Source organism: Oricola thermophila (assembly GCF_013358405.1).
In the GTDB taxonomy this organism is placed as follows: Bacteria; Pseudomonadota; Alphaproteobacteria; order Rhizobiales; family Rhizobiaceae; genus Oricola; species Oricola thermophila.
Genome location: NZ_CP054836.1, coordinates 2,782,415 through 2,800,004 on the forward strand (window position 1 = coordinate 2,782,415; position 17,590 = coordinate 2,800,004).

Sequence of the window (17,590 nt, forward strand, 5' to 3'; positions counted from 1 at the left end):
CAGCATGTCCGGATTTGGCACAATCCGCGCATCATTGAAAGCGCGAGCCCCTCTCTCCCCCGAAAGATGCACGCGGAACGCGGACCGGACAAAGCGCCTTGCGTCGCAACGGTCTTGGCTTTAGGTCTTACGTTTACGAAAACGTCAATCTGATTTGGGAGGTCACGATGGCGCTGCCGCCGATCCTGAAAGACAATCTCCAACTGCCCGTGGTCGCGGCGCCTATGTTCATCATCTCGCACCCTCCTCTCATCCTCGAGCAGTGCAAGGCGGGCATCGTCGGCTCGTTTCCGGCGCTGAACGCCCGGCCGGAAAGCCAGCTCGACGAATGGCTGGCCCAGATCACCGAGGAACTGGCGGACCACAACGCGAAGAACCCGGACCAACCGGCCGCGCCTTTCGCGGTCAACCAGATCGTTCACATGTCGAACAAGCGGCTGGAGCACGATCTGCGGCTGTGCGTGAAGTACAAGGTGCCGATCGTGATCTCGTCGCTCGGCGCCGTGCCGGAAGTCAACGAGGCGATCCACTCCTATGGCGGAATCGTGCTGCACGACGTCATCAACAACCGCCACGCCAATTCCGCGATCCGCAAGGGCGCGGACGGGCTGATCGCGGTGGCCGCCGGCGCGGGCGGCCATGCCGGGCCGCTGTCGCCCTTCGCGCTGGTGCAGGAAATCCGCGAATGGTTCGACGGGCCGCTGCTGCTGTCCGGCTCGATCGCCAATGGCGGGGCCATCCTCGCCGCCCAGGCGATGGGCGCGGACATGGCCTATATCGGCTCGCCCTTCATCGCCACGCCGGAAGCGCGCGCGGCGGAGGACTACAAGCAGATGATCGTGGACTCGACATCGAAGGACATCGTCTATTCCAACTATTTCACCGGCATCCACGGCAACTACCTCAAGCCCTCCATCGCCAAGGCCGGCATGGACCCGGACAACCTGCCGGAAGCCGACCCGTCCAAGATGGACTTCGAGAAGGCATCGAGGCCGGACGCGAAGGCGTGGAAGGACATATGGGGTTCCGGCCAGGGCATCGGCGCGGTCAAGGAGATCGCCCCGGTGGCCGATCTCGTCGCCCGGCTGAAACGCGAATATGACGAGGCGAAAGCCGCCCTGTGCGGATAGGCCTTGCCGGCTACTCCGCGAAACGCCCGAGCCGCTCCTCCAGCCCCCTTTCGGGAACCCTGATCGCCGCGCGCTGCTCGGGCGTGGCGCCGCGCATGACCGCAAGGAGATGCTCGTGGCCGAGCGCCTGAAGGTCGGAGACGGCGTCGCGCAGATCCGCCATGGCCGCGCGGACAGCGACCTCGTCCAGTTCCTCCTCGCGCAGAAGCTCGTAGAGACGCGCCCGCGCGGCATCGACGCGCGCGACCTCGCCGCGAACCTCGAGCCGGGCCCTCCCGAACTCGGCGCGGATGGCGCGGCGCAAGTCCCGCGGGTAGATCTCGACGGACTGGCGCACGGCCAGAACCGCCCCCGGATTGCGCCACATCCAGGCCGCCGCGCCGGCGGAAAGGAAGGCAAAGATCGCCAGCGGCACCAGGATCGCGACCAGGATGCGGTTGAGACGGCGTGCAGTCATCAGAACGCTCCCGGGAGACCGGTGGCGATGACGGCGGATACCGTATCGAACAAGGCCGCCGGAACGACCAGCCCGGCGATCGCCGCCGCGGCCGCGTAACCGATCCCGGCCAGGCCGAGGGAACCGGCCAGGAACCCGGCGAGCCCGGCGGGCGTTACATCGAACGCGGCCGGCTCGCTGCCGGTTGCCGCCGCCACGACGCGCGCGGCGAGATCGCCGGAGGGCGCGACCGCAGAAGCGGCAAGCACCGCGCCGTCCACGCCGCGAACCGTCTCGACAAGCCGTCGCGCCCCGGCATCCGATGCCACGAGACGCCGTGCCTCGTCCCTGAATTCCGCGGGCCATCGCTCCGGGTCCGCACCGTGAAGCAGAAGCAAGTTCTCGAATTGATCCCTGTTCATAATCCCGTACTCCCGGGCCCGTTCAATTGATCGCGCAAGGCGCGCCTGGCGCGCACAAGCAGTTGTTCGACCGCGCCGACGGAAATTCCCATCGTTTCCGCGATCTGCGGATTGGCAAGCCCCGCCGAGACCGACAGCAGGATCGCCATGCGCTGGCGGTCCGGAAGCGCCGCGACCGCCCGGGCAGCGACAGCCAATTCCCCGCGCCCGGCAACCGTGCGCTCGGGATCGTCATCGCCGGCGAAAAGGGCCTCGATCCGGTCGAGTCCGATCCAGCTCCTGATACGAAGGCGGCGGGCATGATCGATACAGCGATTGGCGGTGACGCGGTAGAGCCACGTGGAAAACCGGGCATCGCCCTCGCGCCACCTGCCGGCGTTGCGCCAGACGGACAGGAAAACCTCCTGGGCGATGTCGTCGGCATCGGCGGCATTGCCCGTGAAGCCGGTGGCCACGCGCCGCACGCGGTCGAGGTGACGCGAGACGAGCAGGCCGTAGGCCCGCTCGCTGCCATCCGCGACGGCGCGCAGAAGCTCGTCATCGGTATCCTCGCGCGCCGGGGCCATTCCGTATCGTCCAACGCCGCTTACCAGTTGCGTGTCACGGCAGGGTTGTAGACCCCGCCAGTCGACCCGGCAACGGCGGCGGCGGGAGGAAACCCTTTCGGTTTCATCGCCTGCATCCTTTCCCGCCCGTTCCGGTCAGCGCGCCTCGGCAAGTGCGGCCAGGAACCGCTCGATTCCGCGCGGTCCAGCGCTCCGTCGGCATTGGTGTCGACGAGTGCGAAGCCCGGCCGCGGCGCGGAGGCGAATTCGGCGCGCGAGATGGCTCCGTCGCCATCGGCATCCAAGCGGTCCAGCCGTTCCTCGCCGGCCAGCCAGGCCATCTCGGCGCGGCGGGCACGACGATCGGACGCCCTGTCCCGCTCGGCACGGGATATCTTTCCGTCACCGTCCGCGTCGGCGCGCTCGAAGGCGCGCATGCGCATCTCGGCAAGCTCCGCGGGATCGAGAACGCCGTTGGCGTTCAGGTCGGCATTCTTGAACAGGTACGCCACCGCCATACGGGCGCGGGGGCCGCCTTCCGCGCTTGCCGGTGCGGAAAGAAGAAGGGCCGCACAGACGGCGCCGGCGACAATCGAAAGAGCTTTCATCTGACATTCTCCGGTATCGGTTGAACACGGGCCGGATCGTTCCGGTACAGGTCTGACACGCGGATGCCCCCCGCCTCCTACGCGGCGCGCGGAAATTTTTCCGGAGGCCGTAGCGCCAGTATCCGCCATCGCGTTCGGAGCCTGCCGACGATTCGCCGGATCGTCGGCTTGCCTCTTCCAAGGTACTTGCCGGGGCGGGGCCCGCGGCCTCCGGCAGCTCCCGCCCGTTCGGCGCTCGAAACGATCCGCCGGATCGTTTCGTCCGCTGCGCGGACCGCGCCTCACCCCCCTCTCCGTCTCGGCTTCGCCTCGACACCTCTCCCCCACCTTCTTGGGGGCGAGGAAGAGGCGTGCGGGATCGGCCCCGCGCCTCGTCTCCGAAGCCGGTCTGTCGGGAACGACCTGTCGCCTTCCGCTCACGACGTGTTCCAGGCGTCGAGCGCCAGCAGGTGGCATTCCTTCAGCACCTCCTCGATCTCGGTTCTTGGCCGCCTTCGCCAGCCCGGCGGCAGGCCGAGCCGCAGTGGGCGGAAACGCCATGGTGCAGGCTTGCGGACCGCGCCGGCTGTAACGCCCTCGATCTCGCCCGCGTCCGCGGCGCGGATGCGCTCGATGGCGCGGTCGAAGCGGGCCTTCCAGCGGGCGAGGCGGGCGGCCTGGCGATCGAGATCGTCCAGCGCCAGTGCCAATGCCCGGATGCGGCGCGACAGGGCGCGGGCATCGACCAGCGCGTCGGGGTCGAGGCCCGGTTCGGACCAGACTTCTTCCCTCGCGTCGTACTCCAGGAAGACATGGCCGAAGGGGCCGTCCAGCCCGGTGACGTCGAACAGGAATGGCGCGTGGCGCTTCCACGGGTCGAACAGGGCGAAACACGGGCGGTCGCGGTAAAGGTCGAGCAGTTCCGCGTCGGTGGGTTCGTGTTCCTCCTCCGTCCCGTGTCCGGTCTGCCGCACCGAAGGGTCGCCGCCATCCGGACCGCGTCGCTGGCCGGGGCGTTCCGGGCCGAGCGTCACGTCCCGTTCCAGCTTGCAGGCGGCCATGACGATCAGTCGGCGGGCGGCGAACTCGGCGGGGCGGAGGACAGACAGGATGCGGCTGCGCAGGGCGCGCGGCACGAAGACCAGCGAGCGGCCCGTCCTGATCCCCGCCAAGAGGAACAGCTGCGCGACGATCCGCAAGAGATCGTCCAGGTTCCTTTCCACCGCCCGTTTCCAGTCGAATTCCATGGCCTTCTCCGTGGTCGCGCGGAGAAGGATACGGGAAGGCCGGATGCGGTGGACAAGTCGCGCAGCCCTATCCAGGAAATTCAGGCGGTTACGACAAATTCGCCGTCAATCCATGCAACCGGAAGCGCGGCGCATGACGGCACAAGATCACTCGCGCTCCGCCGGGAACAGCTCGGCCGCCCTGTCGGCGGCATCCTGGAACGGCTCGAAGACGTGGTCGGCGCCCGAGGCGAGCAGTTCCCCGGTCTCGGCCGTGCCATTGGAGGTCAGCGCGATGCGCCCCCGGAAACCGGACAGGCGCGCGAGCTGCATCAGCGTCAGCCGGGCATCCTCGTGGCTCAGCCCCGTGGCATGGACCGGAACGGAGGAGACCAGCCAGTCAGCATTTTCGAGCGGCAGACCGGCGACGAATTCCGGATCGGTCGCGTCGCCATATTCGGCCGCCATGCCCAGCGCGCGCCAGCGGCGCACGGCGGCGGGATTGAAGTCCACGCCAAGCACGCGCAATCCCTTTTCCTTCAGCCGCAGGCCGAGCGCGGTGCCGAAGCGCCCGAGGCCGAAGACGATCACGTCATGGCGCGAGCCGGCAGGGACGGCGCCGTCATCGCTTTCACGCGGTGCGCCCCTGCGCTCGAACACGCCGAGAAACGGCTCGAACAGGGCATAGAGGTGATGGGAATAAGTGATCATGTAGGTGGATGCGGCGATGGTCACGAGGCCGACCATGGTCACGAGACCGAGCGCGTCATCCTGCAGGTGGCCGAGCGAGATGCCCATGGCGATGAAGATCAGCGAGAACTCGCTGATCTGGGCGACGGTGAGACCGGCGAGGAAGCCGGTGCGCTTGCGGTATCCCATCGCGCCCATGATTGCCAGGACGATCAGCGGGTTGCCGACGAGCACGAAGGCGGAAAACACCAGCGCCGCCGTCACCTGCTGCCCGAGCAACGAGAGGTCCAGCGTCGCCCCGAGCGCGATGAAGAAGAACAGGAGCAAGAAGTCGCGCAGCGGCGCGAGCCGGGCCGCGATGGTCTCGCGGAACGGCGTCGAGGCCAGCGACACGCCCGCGAGAAGGCCGCCGACCTCCTTGCCCAGCCCGACCGCGTCGCCCACCGCGGCAAAGACGGCAGCCAGTGCCAGCGCGAAGATGACCAGCAGTTCCGGCTCGCGGGCCAGCCGCTCGGTCAGCGGATTGGCAACGTAGCGAACGAAAACCGCAACGAACGCGATCAACGCCAGGCTGGCCCCCAGGATCACCGGCAGGCTGCCGGATGCCCCCTCGGCGCCGATGCCGATGGCCGACAGGACGATCATGGCGAATACCACGAAGATATCCTGGACGATCAGGAAGCCGAGCGCGATCTGGCCATGCAGGGAATCGATCTCGCGCTTGTCGGAGAGCAGCTTGACGATGATGATGGTGCTGGAGAAGGTCAGCGCGACCGCGACGTAGAGGCTGGTCGTGACATCGAAACCGAGCGCCAAGCCGATCAGGAAGCCGAAGGCGGAGGTGAAGGCGACCTGGCCGAGACCGGTCATCAGCGACACGGTGCCGAGCGAGCGGATGAGCTTGATATCGAGCTTCAGGCCGACGAGGAACAGCAGGACCGCGATTCCCAGTTCCGACAACAGGTCGATCTGCTCGCCCGCGGTGACGATGTCGAGCAGCGACGGCCCGGCCAGCAGGCCGACCGCGATGAAGCTGACGATCAGCGGCTGGCGCAACATTATGCCGACGAAGCCCAGCACGGCGGCCAGCATCAGCAGTACTGCAATTTCTCCGAACGCGGAATCGATCTCGATCATGGGTTCCGTTTCCTGCCGGCACACGCGCCGCCCGCAACCGCGCCCGGCGCTCGACCGGCGCGGACGAGTCCCCTGCCCCCATGGAAGGACGCGGTCACTGCGTGCGGATGCAACGAGTCGTGATACGCTGTATCCGCTTGACCGTAACCGCACAAACCGCGAAATCAATCAGCCATGAAGAAGATACTCGTCGCCACGGATTTTTCGGCGCGGTCCGATCGCGCGATACGGCGCGCCACCCTGCTGGCAAGGGAGTTCGGCGCGACCGTCACCCTGGTTCACGTGGTCGACGACGACCAGCCGCGCCAGCTGGTGGAGAGCGAAAGCGAGATCGCCGAGGGCATCCTCGCCGGGCAATGCGCGTCACTGCGCGAAATCGACGGGCTGGACTGCGATTTCCTGATCGAGCCGGGCGACCCGTTCGAGGGCATCGCCGCGGCGGCGGGGCGGCTGGCGCCCGACCTGCTGGTCATCGGCGCCCACCGGCGCCAGGCTCTCAGGGACATGTTCGCGGGTACCACGGCGGAGCGCACGGTGCGCAACCAGGAACGGCCGGTGGCAATGGCCAACGCCGTGCCCGCCGGACCGTGGCGGCACGTGCTCGTCGGCATCGACCTTTCCGACAACGCGGCTGCCGCGCTGGACGCGGTGAAGGCGCTCGGCATCGCGGACAAGGCCGTCGTCACCGCCCTTCACGTCTTCGACGCGCCCGGCACCGCGCTGATCGCCCATTCGGCGATGACCCGCGACGAGGCGGATGTCTATGTCGCCGGGGAACGGGCGCGGGCCGAAAGGAAGCTGGCCGCGTTCCTGGAACGAACCGGCCACGCGCCGGACCATGCGGTCCTGCGGTTCAACGAAACCTCGGTGGGCGCCGTGCTGGCCGAAACCGCGCGCGAACTTTCCGCCGACCTCATCGTGGTCGGGACGGGCATACGCCCCGGAATATCCAGGACGCTGCTGGGCAGCACCACGGACGAGGTCTTCCGGATCTGCGAGAAGGACGTCATGGCCGTGCCCGCCCGCTAGGGGCGGGAGGGGCGGCACCTCGGGGCACCGCCCCGGCCTGCGGCCGCCTGCCGGTCGAGACCGTCAGACGACGACGATGTCGGAACCGGGCGTGACGCGGCTGTAGAGGTCGATCACGTCCTGCTGGATCAGCCGGACGCAGCCCGAAGACACGGCCTTGCCGATGGACCAGTATTCGGGCGAGCCGTGGACGCGATAGAGCGTGTCCCTGCCGTTCTGGAAGATGTAGAGCGCGCGCGCGCCGAGCGGATTCAGCGGCCCCGGCGGCATGCCGCCGTTGCGCACGCTCCATTTCTCCAGCTCTGGCTGGCGGGCGATCATCTCGTCCGGCGGCGTCCACTTGGGCCAGGCGCGCTTGTAGGCGATCTTCGCCCGGCCCTTCCACGAGAAGCCCGCCCGGCCGAGCCCGACGCCGTAGCGCATCGCCTTGCCGTTCTCCTGCACGAGATGGAGAAAGAACTTGTTCGTGTCGACGATGATCGTGCCGACGCGCTCGCTCGTCGGATAGTCGACCTGCTGGCGCCAGAACTGCGGCGGGATCTTGCGCGGGTCGACAGCCGGGATCGGGAAACGCTCCTCCGGCATCGCCCGGTAGGCGTTCAGCACGGAAGGCGACAACGCCGGTTTCGGCGGGGTGACAGCACGGGGCTCGACGGTCTGGCAGCCGGCAAGCGCAAGGCCCGTGACGCCCGCGGCGCCCGCAAGAAAGGCCCGGCGCGACATGGACGGCGTTTCGACCGGTTCACAGGGGCGGTCGGAAGGAACACCCGTTTCGAATGACATGATTTCGCGGTTCAACTTGCATCTCCTGATTCTTCTTCACCGTTCGGCGCCGAAAGCGCCGGCATCATGGCGATCAGGAAATGGGAGGGCGGAACGGGCCGCCGTCGTCACGCCCGAGAAGGCGGGGAAGCGGAGCCGGCTCGTGCACATGCGCGCCGCGCGCAACCGCTGGCAGCGACACGGCGCCGACATGCTTGACGTCGCTGCCACAGGAGGATGCCCGCAAGGGCGCCTTGTCATCAGGCGCCGGAAACTGCGCCTTGCGCCAGCAGACCCGCTTCCAGGCCGGACCGGAAAAGTCCTGCGCGGAAGCGACCGAAGGCTGCGGGACAGCGCCCGCGACATCCGCCACGTGGCGCGGAACGGCCAGGGCGAAGGCCTGCCCGGTCAGGAAAACGAGCATGAGTGCGGCTGCGACGATTTTCTTCATGGCACTCATAAAGCGCGCAATCGTGGCAAGTTCCACCACATTCGGCATCAAAGAATCGTGAGCCGGCACAGCGTGGCAGGAAGGCAACAGAAAGGCGGCCCGGAAGCCGCCTTCCCGATCGGTCTGCGATGGCGTCTCAGCAGGCGGCGACGGCCCGCTTCGCCATGACCTTGACGAGGTTGGCGCGGTATTCCGCCGTGCCGTGGAGATCCTCCATCATGTCGCCCGGATCGACGGACAGGCCGTCGAGCGCATCGGGGGAGAAGTTCGCGCCGAGGGCGGCCTCCGCCTCCTTCCAGCGGAACACGCCGTCATTGCCAGCGCCGGTGACGGCGACGCGCACGCCGCCCGAACCCTTCGCCACGAAGACGCCGGCCATGGCGTAGCGCGAGGCCGGGTTCGGGAACTTGGCATAGGCGCAGGCATCGGGCGCGGTGAAGGACACGGCGGTGACGATCTCGTCCTCCTCCAGCGCCGTCTCGAACATGCCGACGAAGAAGTCGCCCGCCGCGATGTCGCGCTTCGAGGTGTGCACCGTCGCGTCCAGCGCCAGCATGGCGGCCGGATAGTCGGCGGCCGGGTCGTTGTTGGCGATGGACCCGCCGAGGGTGCCCATATGGCGGACATGCGGATCGCCGATATGGGCGGCGAGATCGCAGATGCCGGGGCACACGGCGCGCAGCTCGGCCGAGGCGGCAACGTCGTGGTGGATGGTGCCGGCGCCGATCCGCACCGACTTCCCGCTGACCTCGATGCCCTTCATCTCGCCGATATGACGCAGGTCGATCAGCGCGTCGGGCGCGGCAAGCCGCTGCTTCATGGTCGGGATAAGGGTCTGGCCGCCGGCGACGAACTTGCCGCCTTCAGCCTCACCCATCATCTTCACCGCCTCGTCGACGGAACCGGCGCGCTTGTAGCTTGTCTGGTACATGATCCGTTTCCTCTCGCTCAGCCCTGCATCGCCGCCCACACCTTCTGCGGCGTGGCGGGCATGGTCAGGTTGTTGGTGCCGATGGCATCGGTGATGGCGTTGATCACGGCCGGCGGCGAACCGATGGCGCCGGCCTCGCCGCAGCCCTTGATGCCGAGCGGATTGCTCGGGCAGGGCGTCGCCGTGGTCGACACCTTGTAGGACGGCAGGTCGTCGGCGCGCGGCATGGTGTAATCCATGTAGCTCGCCGTCAGGAGCTGGCCCGTCTCGTCATAGGCCGTGCCCTCGAGCAGCGCCTGGCCGATGCCTTGGGCGAGGCCGCCATGGACCTGGCCCTCGACGATCATCGGGTTGATGATGTTGCCGAAATCGTCGGCCGCGACGAACTGCACGATCTCGGTCTTGCCCGTTTCCGGATCGACCTCGACCTCGCAGATGTAGCAGCCGGCCGGGAAGGTGAAGTTGGCCGGGTCGTAGAAGGCGCCCTCCTTCAGCCCCGGCTCCATGCCCTCGGGCAGGTTGTGGGCCGTGTAGGCGTTGAGCGCGACCTCGTGCCAGCCCAGCGCCTTGTCGGTGCCGGCGACCTTCACCTGGCCATTCTCGATGACGATGTCGGACTCGTCGGCCTCCAGCAGATGGGCGGCAATCGCCTTGGCCTTCTTCTCCACCTTGTCGAGCGCCTTGACGACGGCGCTCATGCCGACGGCGCCGGAGCGCGAGCCGTATGTGCCCATGCCCATCTGCACCTTGTCGGTATCGCCGTGAACGACGGAGACCGAGTCGAGCGGAACGCCGAAACGGTCGGCGACGAGCTGGGCGAAGGTGGTCTCGTGCCCCTGGCCGTGGCTGTGCGAGCCGGTCAGGATCTCCACCGTGCCGACGGCATTGACCCGGACCTCGGCCGATTCCCACAGTCCGACGCCGGCGCCAAGCGAGCCGACCGCCTGCGACGGCGCGATGCCGCAGGCCTCGATGTAGCAGCTCATGCCGATGCCCCGCTTCCTGCCGCGCTTCTCGGCCTCGGCCCTGCGTGCCGGGAAGCCGTCCCAGTCGGCAGCCTTCATCGCGGCGTCGAGCGAGGCCTCGTAGTCGCCGGCGTCGTAGTTCATTATGACCGGCGTCTGGTAGGGGAACTCGCGGATGAAGTTCCTGCGGCGCAGCTCGGCCGGCGAGACGCCGAGCTCGCGCGCCGCCGTCTCCACCGTGCGCTCCAGGAGATAGGTCGCCTCCGGGCGGCCGGCGCCGCGATAGGCATCGACCGGCGCGGTGTTGGTGTAGACCGTGCGGACGTTGCAGTGGATCGCCGGGATGGCGTACTGGCCCGACAGCAGCGTGGCGTAGAGATAGGTCGGAACCGCGGAGGAGAAGAGCGACATGTAGGCGCCGAGATTGGCGATGGTGTCGACCTTCAGCGCGGTGATCCGGTTGTCGGCGTCGAAGGCCATCTCCACCGTGGAGACATGGTCGCGACCATGGGCATCCGACAGGAACGCCTCCGTGCGGTCCGCCACCCACTTGACCGGAACGCCGGTCTTCCTCGATGCCCAGAGACAGACGATCTCCTCCGGGTAGATGTAGATCTTCGAGCCGAAGCCGCCGCCGACATCGGGCGCGATGACGCGCAGCTTGTTCTCGGGCGCGACATTGTAGAAGGCGCTCATCACCAGGCGGGCGACATGCGGGTTCTGCGAGGTCGTCCAGCAGGTGTAATGGTCCTCGGCCTCGTCATAGTGGCCGAGCGCGGCGCGCGGCTCCATGGCGTTGGGCACGAGACGGTTGTTGACGATCTCCATGCGCGTGACATGGGCGGCCTTGGCGATCGCCTCGTCGACCGCCGCGCTCTCGCCGATCTCCCAGTCGTAGATGAGATTGCCGGGCGCGTTGTCGTGGATCTGCGGCGCGCCGGGCTTCAGCGCGTCGACCGCCTCGACCACCGCCGGCAGCTCCTCGTAGTCGACCTCGACCGCCTCGGCGGCGTCGCGCGCCTGGGCCCGCGTCTCGGCGACCACGACGGCGACCGCGTCGCCGACATAGCGCACCTTCGTCTGGGCCAGCGGACGCCAGTCGCCCATGTTCATCGGCGAGCCGTCCTTGGAGTGGATCATCCAGCCGCAGATCAGCGAGCCGATGCCGTCGGCGGCAAGTTCGTCACCGGTCAGGACGCCGATCACGCCGGGCATCTTCTCCGCCTTCGACGTGTCGATGCCGCGGATGTTGGCGTGGGCGTGCGGCGAGCGCACGAAGGCGGCATGCTTCATGCCGGGAACGACCATGTCGTCGGTGTACCGGCCCTTGCCGGTGATGAACCGCTTGTCTTCCTTGCGCGCCACGCGGGCGCCGATGCCTTCAATCCCCATAAGTCACTCCTCCCTATGGTCCTGGCAGCGAATGGTCCCGCGCAGAAAGCCAGAAAGCCGTCGTCCGGCCGGTCCGCGCAGTTTCTTCCTCCCCATCCGCCTGTTTCCGATCGCCTGTCGTGGTCTACTCGGCGGCCACCTTCGCGGATCCGCCCATCTGTTCGGCGGCGGCGAGGATGGCCTTGACGATGTTGTGATAGCCCGTGCAGCGGCAGATGTTGCCCTCCAGCTCGGCGCGCACCGTCTTCTCGTCCAGCTTGCCGCCGTGTCGATTGATCATGTCGGTGGCCGCCATGATCATGCCCGGCGTGCAGAAGCCGCACTGCAGGCCGTGGTGTTCCCTGAACGCGGCCTGGACCGGATGCAGCTCGCCGCCCTGCGACAGGCCCTCGATGGTCGTGACCTCCGAACCGGAGGCCTGGGCCGCCAGCATGGTGCAGGACTTCACGGCCTTGCCATCGACATGGACGACGCAGGCGCCGCATTGCGAGGTATCGCACCCGACATGGGTTCCCGTCAGATTGAGGTGTTCGCGCAGGAATTGCACCAGCAACGTGCGATCCTCCACCTCGGCGGAAACGGAACGCCCGTTCACCGTCAATTCTACCTTGGCCATCGATATCCTCCCGTCGACTCCACAACTTGCATCTCGCGATGCCCGTATCTGCCGCAGCGAAGCTTGGCGAGAATTCCGCATTTTGTCCATATGGTTGAAAGAAAAAGCCGCCCATGCGCGATTGCGTGCATTCGGGCCTTGAATTCGGCGGGCAATGCCGATAAAGCGCGCGTTAGCGTTTTTCCGCCAAGGTTGCGCTCCCCGCCGCATTAGCTCAGTTGGTAGAGCACGTCATTCGTAATGATGGGGTCGCTGGTTCGAGTCCGGCATGCGGCACCACCCCCTTCCCGTTTCTCCCATTTCCTCCCGGCCCGCCGCCCCGCGCGGGACTTATTCCGTTCGCAGTATCCACAGCGGCGCACGCACCGAACAGGCCGCGAACGCGCGTATTAAATCGAATAGATTTCCACCCCACGAAAAGGTGACGCAGCGCAAGCTTGCCTGAACCCTTGGTAAGGCTATACTTTTTACTGCCGCAGTTGGGAGGCTGCGGAGAAACCGGGAGGAAAATCATGCAGAACGCTTCAAAGCGCGAGGTCTCGCGCCGCTCTTTCCTGAAGAAAAGCGCGCTGGCCGGCGGCGTCGCCGCGGGCAGCGCACTTGCAGCTCCGGCCGTGCTGGCCCAATCACCCATCGTCGTGAAGATGCAGACGTCCTGGCCCGCCTCGGACATCTGGATGGATTTCGCGCGGGAATACACGACACGCGTGGAGGAAATGTCTGCCGGGCGGCTGAAGATCGACCTGCTGCCGGCAGGCGCGGTGGTCGGCGCGTTCCAGGTCATGGACGCCTGCAATGACGGCGTGCTCGACGCCGCCCACACCGTGCCGGTCTACTGGTACGGCAAGCACAAGGCGGCATCCTTCTTCGGCACCGGCCCGGTCTGGGGCGGCTCGGCAACGACCATGCTGGGCTGGTTCTACCAGGGCGGCGGGGCCGATCTCTACCGCGAACTCACCCAGGACATACTCGGCCTCAACGTCTACGGCTTCATGGGCTTCCCGATGTATGCCCAGCCCTTCGGCTGGTTCAAGAAGGAGGTCAGCACCGTCGAGGACCTGCAGGGCTTCAAGTACCGCACGGTCGGGCTCGCAGCCGACCTGCTGCAGGCGATGGGCATGTCGGTGGCGCAGCTTCCCGGCGGCGAGATCGTGCCGGCGATGGAACGCGGCGTGATCGACGCGTTCGAGTTCAACAACCCGTCTTCCGACAGCCGTTTCGGCGCACAGGACGTGGCCAAGAACTACTACCTGTCGTCCTACCACCAGGCGTCGGAAAGCTTCGAGTTCCTGTTCAACAAGGACTTCTTCGACGACCTCGACCCCGACCTGCAGGCGATCCTGAAATACGGGGTGGAGGCAGCCTCGACGTCCAACACCGCCTCGGCGATGGACAACTACTCCGCCGACCTGGAGAAGCTGCAGACCGAGCACGGCGTCACCGTGCACCGCACGTCGAAGGAAATCCTCGACGCACAGCTCAAGGCCTGGGACCAGCTCATCGCGGACCTGGAGCAGGACGAGTTCATGAAGCGCATCATGGACAGCCAGCGCGCCTGGGTCGAGCGCGTCACCTACTACGAGCTGATGAACGCGCCGGACTACGCGCTCGCCTACGAGCACTACTTCCCCGGCAAGCTGAAGCTCTGACCGGCATAACCTGTCACAACGGACGTCCCGGCACGCTCTCGCGGCCGGGACGCCCAGTCTCAACCGGGGCAGCAATCATCCAATGACCGGATTCATCCGTTTCGCCGATTCCCTCTCGGCCTGGTTCGGCAAGGCCTTCGCGTGGCTGATCGTGCTGATGGCATTCGGCACCGGCTACGAGGTCTTCGTCCGCTACGCGCTCAACAGTCCCACGCCGTGGGCCCTCGACGTCTCCTTCATCATGTACGGGACGCTGTTCATGATGGGCGGCGCCTACACGCTGTCGCGCGGCGGCCATGTGCGCGGCGACTTCCTCTACCGCCTCTGGCAGCCGAAAACGCAGGCCAAGGTCGATCTCGTCCTCTACCTCCTCTTCTTCTTTCCGGGCGTCACCGCGCTGATCCTGTCGGGCTGGAAATACGCCTCGCGCTCCTGGGGCTATGCCGAGGTCTCCATCAACAGCCCGGCCGGAATCCCGATCTACCAGTTCAAGACCGTGATGGTGGCCGCAGGAATCCTGCTGTTCATCCAGGGAATCGCGCAGGTCATGCGCTGCATCCTCTGCATCCGGACCAACCAGTGGCTGGAACCGGAGGAGGACATCCGCGAGACCGAGGACATCCTGCTGGCAAGGGCCACGGAAGCCGAGAAGGACGCGCATCCATGACCGACCCGCAAGTCGCCCTCATGATGCTGGGGCTGTTCATCTTCATGGTGTTTCTCGGCTTTCCCATCGCCTTCACCCTGATGGCCATGGGCATCGGATTCGGCTACTACGCCTATTTCGACGGCGCGCGCATGTGGCGCGCCTACAACCGGCTCGACGAGACGGCGAGCTGGTGGGACAGCACCAGCCTGTGGATCGACGGCTTCTTCAACAACCGCATCTTCGACCTGTTCATCAACCAGACCTACACGGTGATGTCGAACGAGGTGCTGACCGCGGTGCCGCTGTTCCTGTTCATGGGCTACATCGTCGAACGCGCCAACATCGTCGACCGGCTGTTCACCACCCTCAACATCGCGTCGCGCAACGTGCCCGGCTCGATGGGCGTGGCCGCGCTGATCACCTGCGCCCTGTTCGCCACCGCGACGGGAATCGTCGGCGCGGTGGTGACGCTGATGGGACTGCTCGCCCTGCCCGCCATGCTCAAGGCGCGATACGACAAGTCGTTCGCCTCGGGCATCATCTGCGCCGGCGGCACGCTCGGCATCCTGATCCCGCCGTCGATCATGCTGATCGTCTACGCGGCGGCGTCCGGCGTCTCGATCGTGCGGCTCTATGCCGGCGCGCTGCTGCCGGGCTTCACGCTGGTCGGCCTCTACCTGGCCTACGTGGTCGGGCGCTCGATTCTGCAGCCGAAAGCGGCGCCGCGGCCGACAGCGGACGAAGTGCCGGAGGTGCCGTTCCTGCGCCTGGCCGGCATGATCCTGACGTCGTTCTTTCCGCTGGCATTTCTCATCCTCGCCGTGCTGGGCTCGATCCTGTTCGGCCTGGCGACGCCGACGGAGGCCGCCTCGATCGGCGCGCTCGGCGGCATATTGCTGGCCTTCGCCTACCGAGCGATGACGTTCCAGCGAATGCGCGAATCCGTCTACCTGACGGTGCGCACCACGGCGATGGTGTGCTGGCTGTTCGTCGGCTCATACACCTTCTCCTCGGTGTTCTCCTATCTCGGCGGCGAACAGGTCATCACCGAGTTCGTCAGCGGGCTGGACCTGACGCCGCTGCAGTTCCTGCTGCTGGCGCAGCTGATCATCTTCCTGCTCGGCTGGCCGCTGGAGTGGTCGGAGATCATCATCATCTTCGTGCCGATCTTCCTGCCGCTGCTGGAGATCTTCGGCATCGACCCGCTGTTCTTCGGCATCCTGGTGGCGCTGAACCTGCAAACCTCGTTCCTGACGCCGCCCATGGCCATGTCGGCCTACTACCTGAAGGGAATCGCGCCGCCGGAAATCCGCCTGACGCAGATATTCGCGGGCGTGATGCCGTTCCTGTTCATGGTGTTCGTGTCGATGGCCATCGTCTACAACTTCCCGCAGATCGTCTTCTACCTGCCGGAGCAGATCTATGGACGCTAGAAGCACGGCAACGACCGAACTGACCGCGGTCGAGCTGCGCGACCGCATCGCGCAGGGCGCGCTGAAGGCGCGCGAGGCGGCGGAGGCCTTCCTGCAGCGGGTGCGCGAGCGCGACGGCGAAATCGGCGCCTTCGCCTGGCACGACCCGGATTTCGTCCGGCACCAGGCGGACGCCCTCGACCGGCACCGCGAATCCGGCCGACCGCTGGGCGCGCTGCACGGCGTGCCCGTGGCGCTGAAGGACATCATCGACACCGCCCGCATCCCGACCGCGAACGGAACGGCAATGGACGCCGGACGGACGCCCGGGCGCGACGCGGCCATCGTGGAACGGCTCAAGGCGGAAGGCGCGATCATCCTCGGCAAGACGGTGACGACGGAACTCGCCGGGATGGAGCCGGCCGGGACGCGCAATCCGCACAACACGGCGCACACGCCGGGCGGGTCGTCGTCCGGATCCGCGGCGGCGGTCGCCGCCGGAATGGCGCCGCTGGCGATCGGAACCCAGACACGCGGATCGGTGATCCGCCCCGCGGCCTTCTGCGGCGTGACGGGTTTCAAGCCGACCTTCGGGGCGATCCCGCGCACCGGCGTGCTGCGGCAGTCGCAGACCCTCGACACGGTGGGCGTCTTCGCCCGCACGGTGGAGGACGCGGCGATGCTGGCCGAGGCGCTCTTCGGCGCGGACGAACACGATCCGGCCACAGCGCCGGCGCCGCATCCGCGCCTGCTCGAGACCGCGCGCTCGAAGCCGCCGGTGAAGCCGATGTTCGCCCTCGTGCACACGCCGTTCCGGGACCGCGCAGACGCGCAGACCGGGGCGGCCCTCGCGGAGCTGGCGGCGTTCCTCGGCGAGAACTGCTTCGAGGCGGAGCTGCCCGAGGTGTTCGCGGGCGCGCCGGCGATCGTCGAGACGATCAACCTAGCGGAGATGTCGAAGAACTGCGCGCGCTATCTCGACCGCGGGCGCGACACGCTGGGCGAACGGACCGTCGCGGCGCTCGAGAAGGGCAGCGCGATCACCGCGCGCGACTATCTCGCCGCGCTCGACTGGCGCGAGGTGCTTTACGCCGGCCTGGCGGAAATCTTCGAGCGCTGCGACGCGATCATCACGCCGGCGGCGCCGGGGCCGGCACCGCGCGGCCTGGAAAGCACCGGCGATCCCGTCTTCAACGAGCTGTGGACCCTTTGCGGCACGCCGGCAATCACCATACCCGCCTTCGAGGCGGAAAACGGCCTGCCCATGGGCGTGCAGCTGATCGGGCCGCGCGGCCACGACGGTCGGCTGCTGCGCACGGCGCGATGGCTGGCCGACACGCTGGCTGCAGGCAGCACGGAGGAAGAACGATATGGGTGACAAGTTCCTGGCGGCCCTTGCCCTGGCCGTGCTCGCCGGCTTCCTCGGCATACTGGTGTGGAACGTGCCGCGTCTCGACCTGGCCTGCGTCGTCGCGCTGACGCTGGGGCTGGCCGTCTACGACTTCGTGCGCGGATTCCGCACGGAAGGGAAGCGGCAGAAATAGCCGCTCCCCGCGGTGCG

General features: G+C 67.1%; 18 protein-coding genes and 1 tRNA gene. 8 read left to right on the forward strand and 11 right to left on the reverse strand.

What is annotated here, in order from left to right; genetic code table 11:
• The first annotated feature begins 167 nt into the window (after positions 1–167).
• Positions 168–1,130 carry an NAD(P)H-dependent flavin oxidoreductase gene (locus HTY61_RS13370; RefSeq protein WP_175277269.1) on the forward strand — a complete coding sequence of 321 codons (963 nt, stop codon included), beginning with the start codon at positions 168–170 and terminating at the stop codon, positions 1,128–1,130.
• A gap of 10 nt (positions 1,131–1,140) precedes the next feature.
• Here HTY61_RS13370 and HTY61_RS13375 read toward each other — a convergent pair whose 3' ends face one another.
• From HTY61_RS13375 to HTY61_RS13400, 6 genes are all read right to left on the reverse strand, one after another.
• Positions 1,141–1,587: a periplasmic heavy metal sensor gene (locus HTY61_RS13375; RefSeq protein WP_175277270.1), complete on the reverse strand. Its 447-nt coding sequence runs from the start codon at positions 1,585–1,587 to the stop codon at positions 1,141–1,143.
• Complete coding sequence (locus tag HTY61_RS13380; RefSeq protein ID WP_175277271.1) at positions 1,587–1,988, reverse strand: hypothetical protein; 402 nt, start codon at positions 1,986–1,988, stop codon at positions 1,587–1,589. Before HTY61_RS13380 ends, HTY61_RS13375 begins: the two co-directional genes overlap by 1 nt.
• Complete coding sequence (locus tag HTY61_RS13385) at positions 1,985–2,554, reverse strand: sigma-70 family RNA polymerase sigma factor (protein WP_175277272.1); 570 nt, start codon at positions 2,552–2,554, stop codon at positions 1,985–1,987. The genes HTY61_RS13380 and HTY61_RS13385 overlap by 4 nt, the downstream gene beginning before the upstream one ends.
• Before the next feature lie 20 nt (positions 2,555–2,574).
• Complete coding sequence (locus HTY61_RS13390; RefSeq protein WP_175277273.1) at positions 2,575–3,141, reverse strand: EF-hand domain-containing protein; 567 nt, start codon at positions 3,139–3,141, stop codon at positions 2,575–2,577.
• A gap of 416 nt (positions 3,142–3,557) precedes the next feature.
• Positions 3,558–4,367: a hypothetical protein gene (locus tag HTY61_RS13395; protein WP_175277274.1), complete on the reverse strand. Its 810-nt coding sequence runs from the start codon at positions 4,365–4,367 to the stop codon at positions 3,558–3,560.
• Positions 4,368–4,514: 147 nt separating this feature from the next.
• On the reverse strand, positions 4,515–6,173 hold the full coding sequence (locus HTY61_RS13400; RefSeq protein WP_175277275.1) for a cation:proton antiporter: 1,659 nt from the start codon (positions 6,171–6,173) through the stop codon (positions 4,515–4,517).
• Positions 6,174–6,347: 174 nt separating this feature from the next.
• Between HTY61_RS13400 and HTY61_RS13405 the strand changes: the two genes are divergently transcribed.
• On the forward strand, positions 6,348–7,202 hold the full coding sequence (locus tag HTY61_RS13405; RefSeq protein WP_175277276.1) for a universal stress protein: 855 nt from the start codon (positions 6,348–6,350) through the stop codon (positions 7,200–7,202).
• A 63-nt stretch (positions 7,203–7,265) separates the two neighbouring features.
• Here the strand turns inward: HTY61_RS13405 and HTY61_RS13410 are convergent, their stop codons facing one another.
• The 5 genes from HTY61_RS13410 to HTY61_RS13430 form a co-directional block, all read right to left on the reverse strand.
• Positions 7,266–7,925: a L,D-transpeptidase gene (locus tag HTY61_RS13410; RefSeq protein WP_246273051.1), complete on the reverse strand. Its 660-nt coding sequence runs from the start codon at positions 7,923–7,925 to the stop codon at positions 7,266–7,268.
• A gap of 133 nt (positions 7,926–8,058) precedes the next feature.
• Positions 8,059–8,415, reverse strand: a complete 357-nt coding sequence (locus tag HTY61_RS13415) for a hypothetical protein (RefSeq protein WP_175277277.1) — start codon at positions 8,413–8,415, stop codon at positions 8,059–8,061.
• 136 nt (positions 8,416–8,551) lie between these two features.
• A complete protein-coding gene (locus tag HTY61_RS13420) occupies positions 8,552–9,346 on the reverse strand; it encodes an FAD binding domain-containing protein (RefSeq protein WP_175277278.1) in 795 nt (264 codons plus the stop codon).
• 17 nt (positions 9,347–9,363) lie between these two features.
• Entirely contained in the window at positions 9,364–11,703 is a 2,340-nt protein-coding gene (locus HTY61_RS13425) for a xanthine dehydrogenase family protein molybdopterin-binding subunit (protein WP_175277279.1), read from the reverse strand.
• A gap of 124 nt (positions 11,704–11,827) precedes the next feature.
• The gene (locus HTY61_RS13430) at positions 11,828–12,319 is read right to left on the reverse strand and encodes a (2Fe-2S)-binding protein (protein WP_175277280.1); all 492 of its coding nucleotides are present in this window, start codon (positions 12,317–12,319) and stop codon (positions 11,828–11,830) included.
• Between the two features lie 203 nt (positions 12,320–12,522).
• Between HTY61_RS13430 and HTY61_RS13435 the strand changes: the two genes are divergently transcribed.
• The 6 genes from HTY61_RS13435 to HTY61_RS13460 all read left to right on the forward strand — a co-directional run bounded on the left by HTY61_RS13435 (position 12,523) and on the right by HTY61_RS13460 (position 17,573).
• A tRNA-Thr gene (locus tag HTY61_RS13435) sits at positions 12,523–12,598 on the forward strand.
• Between the two features lie 233 nt (positions 12,599–12,831).
• A complete protein-coding gene (locus tag HTY61_RS13440) occupies positions 12,832–13,968 on the forward strand; it encodes a TRAP transporter substrate-binding protein (protein WP_175277281.1) in 1,137 nt (378 codons plus the stop codon).
• Positions 13,969–14,050: 82 nt separating this feature from the next.
• Positions 14,051–14,635 carry a TRAP transporter small permease subunit gene (locus tag HTY61_RS13445; protein ID WP_175277282.1) on the forward strand — a complete coding sequence of 195 codons (585 nt, stop codon included), beginning with the start codon at positions 14,051–14,053 and terminating at the stop codon, positions 14,633–14,635.
• Positions 14,632–16,050, forward strand: a complete 1,419-nt coding sequence (locus HTY61_RS13450; protein ID WP_175277283.1) for a TRAP transporter large permease — start codon at positions 14,632–14,634, stop codon at positions 16,048–16,050. Before HTY61_RS13445 ends, HTY61_RS13450 begins: the two co-directional genes overlap by 4 nt.
• Entirely contained in the window at positions 16,040–17,407 is a 1,368-nt protein-coding gene (locus HTY61_RS13455; protein ID WP_175277284.1) for an amidase, read from the forward strand. The genes HTY61_RS13450 and HTY61_RS13455 overlap by 11 nt, the downstream gene beginning before the upstream one ends.
• Positions 17,400–17,573 carry a hypothetical protein gene (locus tag HTY61_RS13460; protein ID WP_175277285.1) on the forward strand — a complete coding sequence of 58 codons (174 nt, stop codon included), beginning with the start codon at positions 17,400–17,402 and terminating at the stop codon, positions 17,571–17,573. Before HTY61_RS13455 ends, HTY61_RS13460 begins: the two co-directional genes overlap by 8 nt.
• The last annotated feature ends 17 nt before the right edge of the window (positions 17,574–17,590 follow it).

Coding starts and splice junctions, on each gene's coding strand:
- HTY61_RS13385 (WP_175277272.1), bottom strand. CDS start 2,554: ATGGCCCCGGCGCGCGAGGATACCGATGACGAGCTTCTGCGCGCCGTC.
- HTY61_RS13450 (WP_175277283.1), top strand. CDS start 14,632: ATGACCGACCCGCAAGTCGCCCTCATGATGCTGGGGCTGTTCATCTTC.
- HTY61_RS13370 (WP_175277269.1), top strand. CDS start 168: ATGGCGCTGCCGCCGATCCTGAAAGACAATCTCCAACTGCCCGTGGTC.
- HTY61_RS13440 (WP_175277281.1), top strand. CDS start 12,832: ATGCAGAACGCTTCAAAGCGCGAGGTCTCGCGCCGCTCTTTCCTGAAG.
- HTY61_RS13420 (WP_175277278.1), bottom strand. CDS start 9,346: ATGTACCAGACAAGCTACAAGCGCGCCGGTTCCGTCGACGAGGCGGTG.
- HTY61_RS13390 (WP_175277273.1), bottom strand. CDS start 3,141: ATGAAAGCTCTTTCGATTGTCGCCGGCGCCGTCTGTGCGGCCCTTCTT.
- HTY61_RS13415 (WP_175277277.1), bottom strand. CDS start 8,415: ATGAAGAAAATCGTCGCAGCCGCACTCATGCTCGTTTTCCTGACCGGG.
- HTY61_RS13380 (WP_175277271.1), bottom strand. CDS start 1,988: ATGAACAGGGATCAATTCGAGAACTTGCTTCTGCTTCACGGTGCGGAC.
- HTY61_RS13425 (WP_175277279.1), bottom strand. CDS start 11,703: ATGGGGATTGAAGGCATCGGCGCCCGCGTGGCGCGCAAGGAAGACAAG.
- HTY61_RS13460 (WP_175277285.1), top strand. CDS start 17,400: ATGGGTGACAAGTTCCTGGCGGCCCTTGCCCTGGCCGTGCTCGCCGGC.
- HTY61_RS13395 (WP_175277274.1), bottom strand. CDS start 4,367: ATGGAATTCGACTGGAAACGGGCGGTGGAAAGGAACCTGGACGATCTC.
- HTY61_RS13455 (WP_175277284.1), top strand. CDS start 16,040: ATGGACGCTAGAAGCACGGCAACGACCGAACTGACCGCGGTCGAGCTG.
- HTY61_RS13410 (WP_246273051.1), bottom strand. CDS start 7,925: ATGTCGCGCCGGGCCTTTCTTGCGGGCGCCGCGGGCGTCACGGGCCTT.
- HTY61_RS13375 (WP_175277270.1), bottom strand. CDS start 1,587: ATGACTGCACGCCGTCTCAACCGCATCCTGGTCGCGATCCTGGTGCCG.
- HTY61_RS13430 (WP_175277280.1), bottom strand. CDS start 12,319: ATGGCCAAGGTAGAATTGACGGTGAACGGGCGTTCCGTTTCCGCCGAG.
- HTY61_RS13405 (WP_175277276.1), top strand. CDS start 6,348: ATGAAGAAGATACTCGTCGCCACGGATTTTTCGGCGCGGTCCGATCGC.
- HTY61_RS13445 (WP_175277282.1), top strand. CDS start 14,051: ATGACCGGATTCATCCGTTTCGCCGATTCCCTCTCGGCCTGGTTCGGC.
- HTY61_RS13400 (WP_175277275.1), bottom strand. CDS start 6,173: ATGATCGAGATCGATTCCGCGTTCGGAGAAATTGCAGTACTGCTGATG.